Source organism: Delftia deserti, from assembly GCF_042653485.1.
Classification (GTDB): Bacteria; Pseudomonadota; Gammaproteobacteria; order Burkholderiales; family Burkholderiaceae_C; genus Comamonas; species Comamonas acidovorans.
Map to the genome: position 1 here is coordinate 3,797,653 of NZ_JBHSIH010000001.1, position 12,568 is coordinate 3,810,220.

10 protein-coding genes are annotated in these 12,568 nt (G+C 67.4%); 3 read left to right on the forward strand and 7 right to left on the reverse strand.

Going from position 1 to position 12,568, the window contains the following annotated elements:
• Positions 1 to 85: 85 nt before the first annotated feature.
• Positions 86 to 1,249: a CaiB/BaiF CoA transferase family protein gene (locus ACFPFG_RS18275; protein ID WP_380107713.1), complete on the reverse strand. Its 1,164-nt coding sequence runs from the start codon at positions 1,247 to 1,249 to the stop codon at positions 86 to 88.
• A gap of 94 nt (positions 1,250 to 1,343) precedes the next feature.
• Positions 1,344 to 2,264, reverse strand: coding sequence for a LysR family transcriptional regulator (locus tag ACFPFG_RS18280; protein ID WP_026062803.1), 921 nt, complete (start codon positions 2,262 to 2,264; stop codon positions 1,344 to 1,346).
• A 126-nt stretch (positions 2,265 to 2,390) separates the two neighbouring features.
• Between ACFPFG_RS18280 and ACFPFG_RS18285 the strand changes: the two genes are divergently transcribed.
• The 3 genes from ACFPFG_RS18285 (at position 2,391) to ACFPFG_RS18295 (ending at position 4,366) form a co-directional block, all read left to right on the forward strand.
• Complete coding sequence (locus ACFPFG_RS18285; protein WP_197954194.1) at positions 2,391 to 3,362, forward strand: tripartite tricarboxylate transporter substrate binding protein; 972 nt, start codon at positions 2,391 to 2,393, stop codon at positions 3,360 to 3,362.
• Positions 3,363 to 3,373: 11 nt separating this feature from the next.
• Positions 3,374 to 3,838 carry a MaoC family dehydratase gene (locus ACFPFG_RS18290; protein ID WP_012201953.1) on the forward strand — a complete coding sequence of 155 codons (465 nt, stop codon included), beginning with the start codon at positions 3,374 to 3,376 and terminating at the stop codon, positions 3,836 to 3,838.
• A 129-nt stretch (positions 3,839 to 3,967) separates the two neighbouring features.
• Positions 3,968 to 4,366, forward strand: coding sequence for a YkgJ family cysteine cluster protein (locus tag ACFPFG_RS18295; RefSeq protein ID WP_013799932.1), 399 nt, complete (start codon positions 3,968 to 3,970; stop codon positions 4,364 to 4,366).
• A 7-nt stretch (positions 4,367 to 4,373) separates the two neighbouring features.
• Here ACFPFG_RS18295 and ACFPFG_RS18300 read toward each other — a convergent pair whose 3' ends face one another.
• The 5 genes from ACFPFG_RS18300 to ACFPFG_RS18320 form a co-directional block, all read right to left on the reverse strand.
• Complete coding sequence (locus ACFPFG_RS18300; protein ID WP_380107715.1) at positions 4,374 to 5,774, reverse strand: sensor histidine kinase; 1,401 nt, start codon at positions 5,772 to 5,774, stop codon at positions 4,374 to 4,376.
• A gap of 4 nt (positions 5,775 to 5,778) precedes the next feature.
• The gene (locus ACFPFG_RS18305) at positions 5,779 to 6,483 is read right to left on the reverse strand and encodes a response regulator transcription factor (protein ID WP_017407046.1); all 705 of its coding nucleotides are present in this window, start codon (positions 6,481 to 6,483) and stop codon (positions 5,779 to 5,781) included.
• 231 nt (positions 6,484 to 6,714) lie between these two features.
• Positions 6,715 to 8,136, reverse strand: coding sequence for a TolC family protein (locus ACFPFG_RS18310; protein WP_380107718.1), 1,422 nt, complete (start codon positions 8,134 to 8,136; stop codon positions 6,715 to 6,717).
• Positions 8,123 to 11,227 carry an efflux RND transporter permease subunit gene (locus ACFPFG_RS18315; RefSeq protein ID WP_183018732.1) on the reverse strand — a complete coding sequence of 1,035 codons (3,105 nt, stop codon included), beginning with the start codon at positions 11,225 to 11,227 and terminating at the stop codon, positions 8,123 to 8,125. Before ACFPFG_RS18315 ends, ACFPFG_RS18310 begins: the two co-directional genes overlap by 14 nt.
• 21 nt (positions 11,228 to 11,248) lie before the next feature.
• Positions 11,249 to 12,397: an efflux RND transporter periplasmic adaptor subunit gene (locus tag ACFPFG_RS18320; RefSeq protein WP_012201959.1), complete on the reverse strand. Its 1,149-nt coding sequence runs from the start codon at positions 12,395 to 12,397 to the stop codon at positions 11,249 to 11,251.
• Positions 12,398 to 12,568: the final 171 nt, after the last annotated feature.

Consider the following 12,568-nt stretch of genomic DNA (forward strand, 5'->3'; position numbering starts at 1 on the left):
TGACAACCAAGGAAGCGGTCGAGTTCGCCACGCTCGAATGGGTTGCGTAGTTCAACCACCATCGCCCGCCTGGACCCATCGGGCATCACTCTTGCCGGCCTCGAGCCTGCCCGCCAAACTCCTCCCACAGCGCCTGCGTGTGCTCGCCCAGCGCGGGCACGGCGCCCATGGCGGCTTCGGCATCCGACAGCGTGGCCGGGGGCAGCAGGGCCTGGATGCAGCCGGCGGGCGTGGCGACTTCGCGCCAGCGTTGGCGCGCCTGCAGTTGGGGATGGTTCCAGACCGCGTGCATGTCGTTGAGCGGCGCGTTGGCGATGCCGCCTGCATCCAGGCGCTGCATGGCCTGTTCGCGGCTCAGGTGGGCCAGCACCGATGCGATCACCGCATCGAGTTCCGCACGGTGCGCCACGCGCTGCAGGTTGGTGGCAAAGCACGCGTCCTGCGCCAGCGCGGGCTGCTGCAGCACATGGGTGCAGAAGCTGTGCCATTCGCGGTCGTTCTGCAGGCCGAAGATCAGGCTCCGGCCGTCACCGGCCGTGTACTGGCCATAGGGCGCGATGGAAGGATGGGTCAGCCCGCTGCGCGCAGGCGCCGTGCCGCCGTAATGGGCGAAGTTCAGCGGGTAGGACATCCATTCGGCCAGCGCCTCCAGCATGGACACCTCCACGCGCAGGCCCCGGCCGGTGCGGGCACGCTGCAGCAGGGCGGACAAAATGCCCGAGTAGGCATACATGCCGGCCGCGATATCGGCGATGGAAATGCCCACGCGCGCGGGCTGATCAGGCGTGCCCGTGACCGAGATCAGGCCGGCTGCCGCCTGGATCAGCAGGTCGTAGGCCTTTTTGTCGCTGAGCGGGCCGCCTTCGCCATAGCCCGATATATCGCAGACGATGAGACGCGGATATTTCTCATGCAGGCTGCCGAAATCCATGCCCATTCTCTGCATGGCACCCGGTGCCAGGTTCTGGATCAGGATATCGGCGTTTTCCAGTATTTTCCCGACGACATGCTGCCCCTCGGCGGTCTTGATATCCGCAGCCAGGCTCTGCTTTCCCCGATTGGCCCAGACAAAAAAGGATGATTCACCATGGACCTTGTCGTCATAGCCCCGTGCAAAATCCCCATCGGGCAATCGTTCCAGCTTGATGACCCTGGCACCCAGGTCCGCCAGTTGCCGGCTGGCAAAAGGCCCTGCCACGGCGTGTTCCATGGCCAATACCGTCAAACCATCCAATGGGCGTGTCTGCATTTTCTTGAACGAGGCGAATATTCGATTCGCCGCATTCTAGAAGTGCGACCATCACCCAGCCAGTCGGCATTTTCTAAGCGGAATTCCAAATCTTCTAAGGCAGGGATTCCTGCACGGCGCCTTCCTCGGGCAAAGGCTGGGCCGCCACATAGGCCACGAAATCGCGGGCATAGGCGGGCAGGGTTTCGGGTTCGCGCGTGACCACCTTCTGCTCGCGCTGCGCCCAGGCCTCGTCCAGGCCCACGGCAGCCAGCCTGCGCGCCTGCAGCGCCGGCCGGGCAATGGAGCGTGGCACCAGCGCAATGCCCACGCCTTCCTGCACGCACTGCAGCACGGCCTCGAACGTAGGTGCGTGCACACGTACCCTGGGATTCATGCCCAGCCTGGACGCCATGCCTTGGAGGTAGAGGAAGTTGCTGGTCTTGCGGCCGATCGAGACCAGATCGTAGGTCAGCGCGGTTTCCAGCGGCACCCTGCTGCTGGCGGCCAAGGGGTGGCCAGCGGGCACCACAAACACCAGTTCATCGTGGCCATAGGTGATGGCATGCAGGCCGTGCAGATCGATCTGGCCGGCCACCAGGCCCACATCGGCACTGCCGTCGAGCACGGCGCGCACCGTGTCTTCGCTCAGGCGCTCCTCCAGGTCCACATTGACGTTCGGATAATGGGCCAGATAGCGGCTGAGCACGGGCGCGATTCCCGTCAGCGTGCTGCTGTTGGCAAAGACGCGGATATGTCCCGATATTCCGTTGATGTGTCTTTGCATTTCTCCGTGCAAGCGGTCCACGCTGCCGAAAATGGAATCGGCGTATTTCTTGACCGTCATTCCCGCCGGGGTCAGCACCATGCCTTTGGACGTTCTTTCAAACAACGATGCACCCATGGCCTGCTCCAGATTCTTGAGCCGGTAGCTGGCCGATGGCGCCGTCAAATGCATTTCAGCCGCGCCTGCGCTGAGGCTTTTGGCCTGGGCAATGGCAAGGAAAACCCTGAGATCCGTCAATTCATATCGCATCCGTTGCATGCCCGCCGGGGGCATTTCCTTGGTGTTAGACGGTTTCTAACCGCCCTATCAATGATTCGACTGGCCGCATTGGCAGCGCATTTCTATAGTCGGCGCCAGGAGACAACGGAGAAAATTATGGACTTCAAGACGGCAAGACGCCAAACCCTGCTCACCGCACTGCTTCTGGCCGCCGGCGCGGCCGGGGCGCAGGACTATCCTGCGCGCCCCATCAAGCTGGTGATTCCCTATGCGGCAGGCGGCCCCACCGACACCTTCGGCCGCGCCATGGCCGATGTCTGGAGCCAGAAGCTGGGCACGCCCGTGGTGATCGAGAACCGCACGGGTGCCGGCACCCTGGTCGGCACGGAGGCGGTTGCCAAGGCAGCCCCTGACGGCTACACCCTGCTGCTGACCACGGTGGCGCATGCCGTCAATCCCTACATCCACGACAAGCTGGGCTACCGCACGGAGGAAGACTTCGCGCCCGTGGGATTGCTCGCCAGGGCGCCACTGGTGCTGGTGGTGGACAAGCGGCTGCCCGTGCAGAGCCTGCCGGATTTCCTGGCCTATCTGCGGGCGCGGCCCGGCCAGGTCAGCTATGCATCGGCGGGCGTGGGCAGCGCTCCGCACCTGGGCGCGGAGTTGCTGAACCTGATGGCGGGCACCCGGGCCCAGCATGTGCCCTACCGGGGCAGTGCGCCAGCCATACAGGACCTCATCGGCGGGCACCTGGCCTTCATGCTGGACAGCGCCCCCACGGGCCTGGCCCAGGTCAAGGCGGGCACGGTGCGCCTGCTGGCCACCACCATGGCCCAGCGCCTGCCGCAGACGCCCGACACCCCGGCCATCGCCGAGCAGGTGCCCGGCTACGAGGCCTATACCTGGAACGCCGTGTTCGCCCCCGCAGGCACGCCGCCAGCACTGATCGCCCGCCTGCAGTCCAGCCTGCAGGCCACGGTGGACGATGCCGGGCTGCAGAAAAAGGCCTACGACATGGGCCTGGTGCTGGAAAAACAGCCGCGCCCCCAGGCGCTGGCCGCCTTCCTCAAGCAGGAGCTGGACAAATGGGGCAAGGTCGCCCGCGCCGCCCACATGAGCGCGAACTGAGGAGAGTCGCCATGCCACGCCACCCATCCCTGTGCGCCCAGCGCTACTTTGAAGACTTCGCGCTGGGCGAGGTCTTCGCCCTGCCCTCGCGCACCATGACCGATGCCCTGTTCGCCGCCTTCCAGCTGGCCAGCGGCGACAACCATCCCGTGCACTACGACGTGGAGTACTGCCGTGCGCGCGGCATGCCCCATATGCTGGCCCACGGCTACCAGGTGGCCATACAGACGGCGGCGGGCGCCGGCCTGTTCCCGCACATGGTCGAGGAATCGCTCAAGGGCTTTCTGGAGCAGGGCAGCCGCTTCCTGGCCCCTGTCTATGTGGGCGACACGCTGTACTGCACGCTGACGGTGTCCGAGCTCAAGCCCGGCAACACCACGGGCGTGCTGACCCTGGCCACCGAGGTGCTGAACCAGCGCGACGAGCGGGTGTCCGACGGGTTTCAGAAATACCTGTTGAGGAAGCGGCCGGCCTGAAGGCCAGGGGATGGATGCAGGGGCAGCGTCCCCCAAAGACCCGCCCCGTCGCTTGGCTACGCCGGCGCGGCAACCGCCGCCGGGCTTTCTGGCGAAAAATAGCGGCCCTGCACACGCCCATCCCCCACCATGAGATCCCCCATCAGCATCGTCGACGTCGACCGCCTCGACTCCTGGAGCAAATACAAGCCCGGCATGTGCGACAGCTGTGCGGCCAACTGCTGCACCATGCCGCTGGAGGTGCAGCTGCCCGATCTGGTGCGGCTGGAACTGGTGGATCCGTTCGAGGTGGACAACGTGGAGCCCAAGCTCATCGCCAAGCGGCTGATGAAGATGCGGCTGATCGACCACTACAACCCCAAGCACAACATCTTCACCATGGCGCGGCGCGCCAGCGGGGACTGCAATTTCCTGGATGCCAAGTCGCGGCGCTGCACGGTATACGACAAGCGGCCCGAAACCTGTCGCCTGCACCCCAAGAAGGGGCCCAAGCCCGGCTTTTGCGCCTACGGTCACAAGGACCGCTGAAACGGCTTCAGGCCGTGGGCAACCCGGGCAGCCAGATCCTTGCCTGCAGGCCCGGATGCATGTTCTCGAAGCCCAGCTTGCCGCCGTGCAGCTGCACGATGGCCAGCACGCTGGCCAGGCCCAGGCCATAGCCTTCGCGGTCCGATTCGGCGCGGTAAAAGCGGGTGCTCATCTTCTCGCGCGTCTGCGCGTCCACGCCGGGGCCGCGGTCCTGCACGATGATTTCCACGCCCCAGGCGCCGCCGTCTATGCCGTGCTCGTGGGCCACGCCCGCGCGCAGCAGCATGTCGGCGCCGTGGTCGCTGTCGGGCAGTGATCCGTACTTGATGGCGTTGTCCACGAGGTTGGCCACGGCGCTGGCCAGCAGGTCGCCGTCGCCCAGCGCCATGGGCATGCCCTCGACCTCCAGGCGCAGCACGCCGCCTGCGTCCTCGACCAGCGGTTCGTAGAACTCCACCACGTCGACCAGCAGGGCACGCAGGTCCACGGGCGCGAAGTTCTTGCGGCTGGCGCCGCTTTCCACTTCGGCAATCTGCAGCAGCTTGTCGAAGACCACGCCCAGTTCGGCCACTTCCTGGGCCACCAGTGCCAGCGTCTCGTTCTTTTCCTCGGGCGTGGCCTGCTGGGCATTGCGCAGGCGCAGCAGGATGCGCGTCAGCGGCGTGCGCAGGTTGTGGGCGATGGTGTTGGAGACATGGCGTATGCCGTCCATCAACAGCTCCAGCCGGTCCAGCATGGTGTTGATGTCGCGGTTGAGCAGCGTGAACTCATCGTCGCGGCGCGTGACCGGAATGCGCTGGCGCAGGTCGCCCGTGGCCACGCGCGCCATGGTGCTGCGGATGTCGGCGGCACGCTCTTCCACCACGCGCCGGAAGGCCCCGGCGCCCAGCACGGCCATGCCCAGGGCCACCAGGCCGGCCAGCAGGCTGGCGCGGCCGAACAGCTCCTCCACATCGCTTTGCACCTGCATGTCGCTGCCCACGGCCAGCAGCTTGCCGTCGGACAGCTGGGCCACGGCCACGCGGCCGGCGATGATCTTGCCATTGCGCCGCACCTTGAGGTCGCGCACGCCCATCTCGGTGAGCCGGCGCGCCGGCACCACGTCGGCATTGCCGATGATGGGGTTGCCCTCGCCATCCATGAGGATGAGGATTTCGGTATCGGTGTTGACGCCGTCCAGCAGGGTCTGCTGGATCTCGGCCTCCAGCGCGGGCTCGCCGTACTTGTCGCGGTGCTCGACCAGGCGGCGCATGTGGTTCTCGGCCTGCCGGTCCATGCGCATGCGCAGCACGCCCACGGTCTGCACGTAGAACACCGACAGCACGATGGACATGGTCAGCACCAGCAGCACGCCGTAGGTCAGCGCCAGCCGGAAGGCCGTGGAGCTCCAGGGCTTGGCCAGCGACATGGGGTCAGGCCACCTGCGGCAGGTCCTGCGGCCGGTCCGACAGGCTGTAGCCCACGCCGCGCACGGTGTGGATCAGCGCAGGCTCGAAGCCCTTGTCCACCTTGCCGCGCAGGCGGCTGATGTGCACGTCGATGACATTGGTCTGCGGGTCGAACCGGTAGTCCCACACCGACTCCAGCAGCATGGTGCGCGTGACGATCTGGTGCGCATGCTGCATCAGAAAGGCCAGCAGGCGGAACTCGCGCGGCTGCAGGGCCAGCGGCTGGCCCGCACGCTCGGCGCTGCGCGTGAGCAGGTTCAGCCGCAGGTCGGCCAGGCGCATCTCGCGCGCAGGGGCCGGGATCTGGGCGCGGCGCACCAGGGCCTCCAGGCGCGCCGAGAGCTCGGAGAAGGCAAAGGGCTTGGTCAGGTAGTCGTCGCAGCCGGCCTTGAGGCCGCGCACGCGCTCGTCCGTGGCCGACAGGGCGCTGAGCACCAGCACCGGCGTCTGCTTGCCCATGGAGCGCAGCGTCTGCAGGATCTGCAGGCCGTCGAAGCCGTTGGGCAGCATGCGGTCGAGGATGATCACGTCCCAGCTCTCGCCCACGGCCATGGCGATGCCCTGCACACCATCGCTGCACACCGCCACCTGCGCGCCCTGCTGGCGCAGGCCTTCGGCGATGTAGCGCGCGTTCAGCGCGTCGTCTTCGATAATGAGATAGCGGTACATGCGGGCGGCAGGGCCTGACTCGAAACTGAGGCAGACACTATACGGCGCGCCAGACTCCGCCGAGATCGGTGGGGGTGCCGGCATGTTGACCACCTCTTTTCAGCCTTGGGCTGCGCTGCGCGGCATCGCACCGCATGAAACTGGCGTGATCCGGACCAGGCACACCGCGGGGTGCCACCCAGGGTCCGACCGCCCCTCCCGCACAGCAGGAGGGGAAGGGCGTGAAGCGCCTCAGGGCGCTGCCCACATCGGCAGATCGCCGCTGGCCACGCGCACCTGCCACTCGGCCAGCATCATTTCCTTGACCAGGTCCAGGTGCTCCAGGCGGTGCTCGTTGATCGATCCCAGCGAATCGATCAGCTCCAGGATGGAGCCCTGGCCCAGCTTGTAGGCGTCCTGGGCCATCTGGTTGAGCGGCGCGATCTGCGCCAGGCCCTGCTTTTCGTAGGCGCGCACGGCATCGCGGCGCAGCTTGAGCTGCTTGATGGCGCGCTGCAGCTCGGTACGCGCCTCGATCAGCGCGGCGTCGTAGCGCAGCTGGGCCTGTTCGGCCTCCACCTGGGCACGCGCGATCGGGCCTTCGCGGCGGTCGAACAGCGGCAGCTCCACCGACACGCCGATCTGGTTGTAGTTGCCGTCAAGGCGGTTGCGCACGCGCGCCACGCTCACGCTGGGCGTGGGCAGGGCTTCGCGGCGTTCCAGCTCGACCTTGTGGCGCAACTGGTCCAGCTCGGCCTGGGCGGCCACCAGGGCCGGCAGGCGCTGGCGCGCGGCCTCCCAGAGCTCCTGCTCGTGCAGCAGCTGGCCCACGGGCACGGCCTGCAGGCTGCCCGTGGCGCGCGGCGCCCATTGGGGCAGGGCGGCCAGGGCGGCGGCGTGCGAGGCGGCGTCCTGCCAGTCCGACTGGGCCTGGCTGACCTGCATGGCCATCTGGGCCTGCTGCAGGCTCAGGCGGGCGCCGTCATAGCGGCTGCGCGCACCGGCCTCGATCTGGCCGCGCACGATATTGCCTGCGCCGTTCAGCGACTCCTGCGCCTCTTCCCAGACCTTCAGGCGCTGCTGCGTCATCAGCAGGTCGATGAAGGCCGTGGCTGCATCGTTGAGCGTGGTGGCCACGGCCACCTCGACATTGGCACGCGCCGCCGTCTCGCCCTTGCGCGCGTTCTCCATGCGCAAACGCCGCTGGCCGAAGATGGGCAGCGGCTGCTCGATGCCCCACTGCTTCTCGCCCGGCTTGCTGCTGTACGACGCCGTGGGATTGGGAAACGCCGCCGCCGTGCGGCTGTCCGCCTGCGCAATCCCGATCTGCAGCCGCTGCGCCGCCAGCTGGGGCTGGTTGCGCACCACCATCTGCAGATACTCCTGCATCCCCACCGGCTGCTGCGGCGCAGCCGCCGGAGCCACCTCGGAGGCAGGCGCCGCAGTGATGGCCGGCACAGCGGGCACAGCCTGCTGCGCAAGCGCAGAACCCGCCCCCCAGCACAGCGCCACAGCCACAAACAGGGCCCGATAACGGGCGCTGCCTGCAAAACCGGCGCGACCAAAAGCCAGGGACGCCGAGCAAGAGCCGCCTCGCGGCGAGGGCGTCGTCCCCCCCGCGAAGCGAGAGGGGGAAGCGGCGAAGCCGCTCAGGGGGCTATCACTCTTTTTCATCGAGTTCTTCCTGCGTCAACATGTTCTTGGGGCCCAGCAGCGCATAGAGCACGGGCAGCAGCACCAGGGCCACCAGGGGCAGCACCACCATGCCGCCCACGATCACGGAGGCGAAGGGCTTTTGCGTCTCGCTGCCCACGCCCGTGGACAGCGCCATGGGCAGCAGGCCCAGCAACGCCAGCAGCGCCACGAGCACGATGGAGCGCATGCGTTCTGCAGCGCCCTCGACCAGGGCCTGCATCATGGGCATGCCCTGCCGTCGCAATTCCTCCACGGCCGAGATCACCAGCAGGCCGGCCAGCGCCACCTGTCCCAGCAGCGCGATGAAGCCGATGGCCGCGCTGATGGACAGCTCGATGCCCGCAAAGTGCAGGGCCGCGATGCCGCCCACCATGGTGAAGGGCGCGCACAGCAAGATGATGCCGGCGCTGCGCGCCTGGCCCAGCGCGCCGAACAGCAGGGCGTAGACGATGATCAGCGACAGCGGCACCACGATCTTCAGGCGTGCGGCCGCGCGCTGCTGGTTCTCCCACTCGCCGCCCCAGACGGCCTGGTAGCCCTCGGGGATCTTCACGTTCTTCTTGAACGTGGCCAGCGTGTCCTTGACCACGGAGCCGATGTCGCGGCCTTCCACGTTGAACTTGAGCGCCATGTAGCGCGCATTGCCTTCGCGGAAGATGGAGGAGTTGCCGATCTTGATGGCCACCTGGCCCACCGAATGCAGCGGCACCGAGCCTCCGTTGGGCAGGGGGATGGCGATGTTGCGGATGCGCTCCTCGTCCATGCGGTCCACATAGGGCAGGCGCACGCGCACGGGCACGGGGTACTCGCCCTCCCAGAGCGTGGTGGAGATGTTGCCGGCCAGCGCCGCCTCCAGCGTCTTTTGCGCGGTCTCCATGGCAATGCCCTGGCGCGCCAGCGACTGGCGGTCGAACTCCACGTGGACCTGGGGTGCAGGCGCATCGCGGTACAGGCCCAGGTCGACCACGCCATCGATGTCCTTCACCAGGTCCACGGTCTGCTGCAGGATGGAGCGCAGCTGCGGAATGTCGGGGCCGAAGACCTTGAGCACCACCTGGCCGCGCGCGCCGGACGTCGATTCCTCGACGCTGTCGCGGATGGGCTGGGCGAAGTTGAACGACACGCCCGGAATCTCGCTCAGCGTGGCGCGCATCTGCTCGATGAGCTGGGGCTTGGTCAGGCCCTTGCGCCACTCGCCGTGGCCCTTCAGGCGAACCAGCACCTTGGCCAGGTTCAGCGTCTCGTTGTCGGTGCCGGACTCGGGCCGGCCCTGCTCGGTGGTGACGGTGATCACCTCGGGGAAGGTCTTCAGGCGCAGGCGCACGTCGCGCAGCACTTCCTGGCCCTTTTCCAGCGAGATCGATGCCGGCATCTGCACCAGCACGTAGGCATCGCCTTCATCGAGCTCGGGCAGGAATTCCGTGCCCAGCCAGGCGGCCGACAGGCCGGCCGCCACCAGGATGGCCAGCGAGGCGACGACGATCATGGCGCGGCGGCGGCCTGCGTCCAGCACCTTGGCAATCCAGTGCTGGTAGCCGTGGTGAGCGCGGTCGAAGATCTTGGGCTCTTCCACCATCACGTGCTGGGGCTTGAGGAACAGCGCGCACAGTGCCGGCACCAGGCCCATGGCGAAGACCAGGGCGCCCAGCAGCGCGAAGCTGTAGGTCATGGCCAGCGGACGGAAGATGCGGCCCTCGATGCTTTCGAGCGAGAACACGGGGATCAGCGCCGCGATCACGATGGCCATGGCGAACAGCGTGGGCTTGGCCACGGCCACGGCCGAGTCGATGATGATGTGGCGCATGTCCGCCTGCGTCTGCGGCTTGCGCAGGCGGGCGTTGCGGATGATGTTCTCGGCCAGCACCACGGCACCGTCCACCATGATGCCGAAGTCGATGGCGCCCATGGAGATCAGGTTGGCCGGCATGCCCAGCAGGTGCAGGCCGATGAAGGCCACCAGCAGCGACAGCGGGATCACCGTGGCCACGATCAGCGAGCCGCGCAGGCTGCGCAGGAACAGCCACAGCACGCCCACGATCAGCGTGGCGCCGAACAGCAGGTTGTGCTGCACCGTGCCCAGCGTGTGGCCGACCAGGTCGGAGCGGTCGTAGTTGGTCTCCATGTGCATGCCCTCGGGCAGGCCGCCGTCATTGAGCGCGGCCACCTTGGCATGGATCTGGTCCAGCACCACCGAGGGGTTCTCGCCGCGCTTGAGCAGCACGATGCCCTGGACCACGTCGTCGGCATCGTCCATGCCCACCGAGCCCTGGCGCGGCGTGTGCGACTGCACCACGCGCGCCACGTCGCCGATGGTCACGGGCGCGCTGCCGCGCATGGCCACGACCACGCCCTGGATCTCCTGCGGCGTGCGCAGCAGGCCGATGCCGCGGATGATCAGCGACTGCTCGCCACGGCGCATCAGGCCGCCGCCCACGTTGCGGTTGGACTTGGACAGGGCATCGCTCACGTCTTCCAGCGACAGGCCCAGCGCATACAGCTTCTCGGGATCCACCTCGACGTGGTACTCCTTGACGAAGCCGCCGATGCTGACCACGTCGGCCACGCCCTGCACCTGCTTGAGGGTGCGCACCACGCGCCATTCCTGCTCGGTGCGCAGCTGCGCCAGCGTGTGGCGGTCGCTCTTAAGGCGGTAGTAGAAGATCTTGCCCAGCGGCGTGTAGTCGGGCGCCATCTCGGGCGTGACGCCATCGGGCAGATTGGCCTGGGGCAGGCGCTGCGACACCTCGGCGCGCGCATGGAAGCTGTCGGCATCGTCATTGAAGACGAGGTTGATCATGGCCAGGCCGAAGTAGCTCTCCGAGCGCAGCGACACCAGGCCCGGCGTGCCGTTGAGCTCGCGCTCCAGCGGCTGGGTGATCTGGCGCTCCACCTCCTCGGGGGCCAGGCCCGGCGCCTGGGCAATCACGCCGACCTGCACATTGGTCACATCGGGATAGGCCTCGATGGCCGTGTGCAGGTATGAGTACACGCCATAGATGGCGATGATCAGGGTGGCACACAGGGCGACGAGCCGCCGGTGCACCACAAACGCTATCAGGGAACGCAGCATTGATGAGTCTCCTGGCCGCGATCAGAGCAGCTGGCTGGCTGCGCCGTCGAGCAGCAGGCCACCGCGCACGACGATCTTTTCACCCGACTTCAGGCCCGACACCACGGGCACCATGCCGCGCGAGGGCCGGCCCAGCACCACGGTGCGGGCCTCGAACTGCTGCTCGCCGGTCTGCACGAAGACGATGCTGCGGCTTTCATCCTTGATGAGCACGGCCGTCACGGGGATCAGCATCTCGTGCTCGTTGGAGACCTGCAGGCCCACGCGCGCCTGCATGCCGGAACGCAGCACGGGGTTTTGCGCATCGAGCTGCACGATGACGGAGGCGCGGCGCGACTCCTTGTCCAGCGTGGCGCCCAGGTGGCGCACCGTGCCGGTCAGGGGCTTGGGCAACTGCGGCACATCGACCTGCACGGCACTGCCCAGGCGGATGCCGGGCAGATCGCTTTCAAAGACATCGGCCACCACGTTCATGGCGGCGGGATCGCCGATCAGGAACAGCTCGCCGCTGGGCTCGACCGAGGCGCCGACCACGGCCTTGCGCTCGGCCACCACGCCGGCGCGCGGCGCACGCAGCACCAGCCGGTCGCCACCGCCTTGCCCCAGCAGCGCCGACGTGCCCTGGGCACGCGCCAGCTCCTGGGCCGACTCGCGCAGCTTGGCCTGGGCCGCACGCAGATCCACTTCCACGCCCACGCCCTTGTCCACCATGGTCTGCTGGCGCCGCACTTCCACGGTTGCCACGTCATGCGCGCTGCGGGCAGCTTCCACCTCGTAGCGCACGCGCAGCGCCTCGGGGCTGACCAGGGTGGCCAGCTCGTCGCCGGCCTTGACGATGTCACCCACATGGGCACGAACCGACACCACGCGCGCGGCCAGCGGCACCGAGACAGTGGCCACGCGGTCCTCGGCAAAGGCCACGCGCGCGGGCGCCCAGGCCATTTGCGTGCCCTGCGGATCGGCCACCACGGCGATGTCCAGCATCTTCAGCGACTCGGGCTTTACCCGCACCACGCCGGCCGGCGCAGGCGCCTGCGCGGCAGGTTCGTTCTGTGCCGATGCCTTGGATGCATCGCAGCCCGCCACAAGGCAGGCCACGGCGATGACAGCGCATGCCGATGCCGCCGGAAACCGGGCTGCCTTGGGCAGGCCCGCAAATGTCTTGATCATTCTTGCCCCTTCAATCCATGCCTGGAGCGCAGGGACTGCAGCGAGCCGACCCTTGTCTCCTGAGATGAAACAGATGCTAGAAAACGCATCTTCCTGCGTGCGTGAAGCCTTCATTACCGTTTGGTAAGACATTCGCGTACCTGGGCCGGCGCCCGGGGCTGAGCCCTGGCA

Bases quoted from the DNA above. Each gene is read 5' to 3' on its own strand.
- ACFPFG_RS18310 (WP_380107718.1), bottom strand. From the start codon at position 8,136: ATGAAAAAGAGTGATAGCCCCCTGAGCGGCTTCGCCGCTTCCCCCTCT.
- ACFPFG_RS18320 (WP_012201959.1), bottom strand. From the start codon at position 12,397: ATGATCAAGACATTTGCGGGCCTGCCCAAGGCAGCCCGGTTTCCGGCG.
- ACFPFG_RS18295 (WP_013799932.1), top strand. From the start codon at position 3,968: ATGAGATCCCCCATCAGCATCGTCGACGTCGACCGCCTCGACTCCTGG.
- ACFPFG_RS18315 (WP_183018732.1), bottom strand. From the start codon at position 11,227: ATGCTGCGTTCCCTGATAGCGTTTGTGGTGCACCGGCGGCTCGTCGCC.
- ACFPFG_RS18290 (WP_012201953.1), top strand. From the start codon at position 3,374: ATGCCACGCCACCCATCCCTGTGCGCCCAGCGCTACTTTGAAGACTTC.
- ACFPFG_RS18305 (WP_017407046.1), bottom strand. From the start codon at position 6,483: ATGTACCGCTATCTCATTATCGAAGACGACGCGCTGAACGCGCGCTAC.
- ACFPFG_RS18300 (WP_380107715.1), bottom strand. From the start codon at position 5,774: ATGTCGCTGGCCAAGCCCTGGAGCTCCACGGCCTTCCGGCTGGCGCTG.
- ACFPFG_RS18280 (WP_026062803.1), bottom strand. From the start codon at position 2,264: ATGCGATATGAATTGACGGATCTCAGGGTTTTCCTTGCCATTGCCCAG.
- ACFPFG_RS18275 (WP_380107713.1), bottom strand. From the start codon at position 1,249: ATGCAGACACGCCCATTGGATGGTTTGACGGTATTGGCCATGGAACAC.
- ACFPFG_RS18285 (WP_197954194.1), top strand. From the start codon at position 2,391: ATGGACTTCAAGACGGCAAGACGCCAAACCCTGCTCACCGCACTGCTT.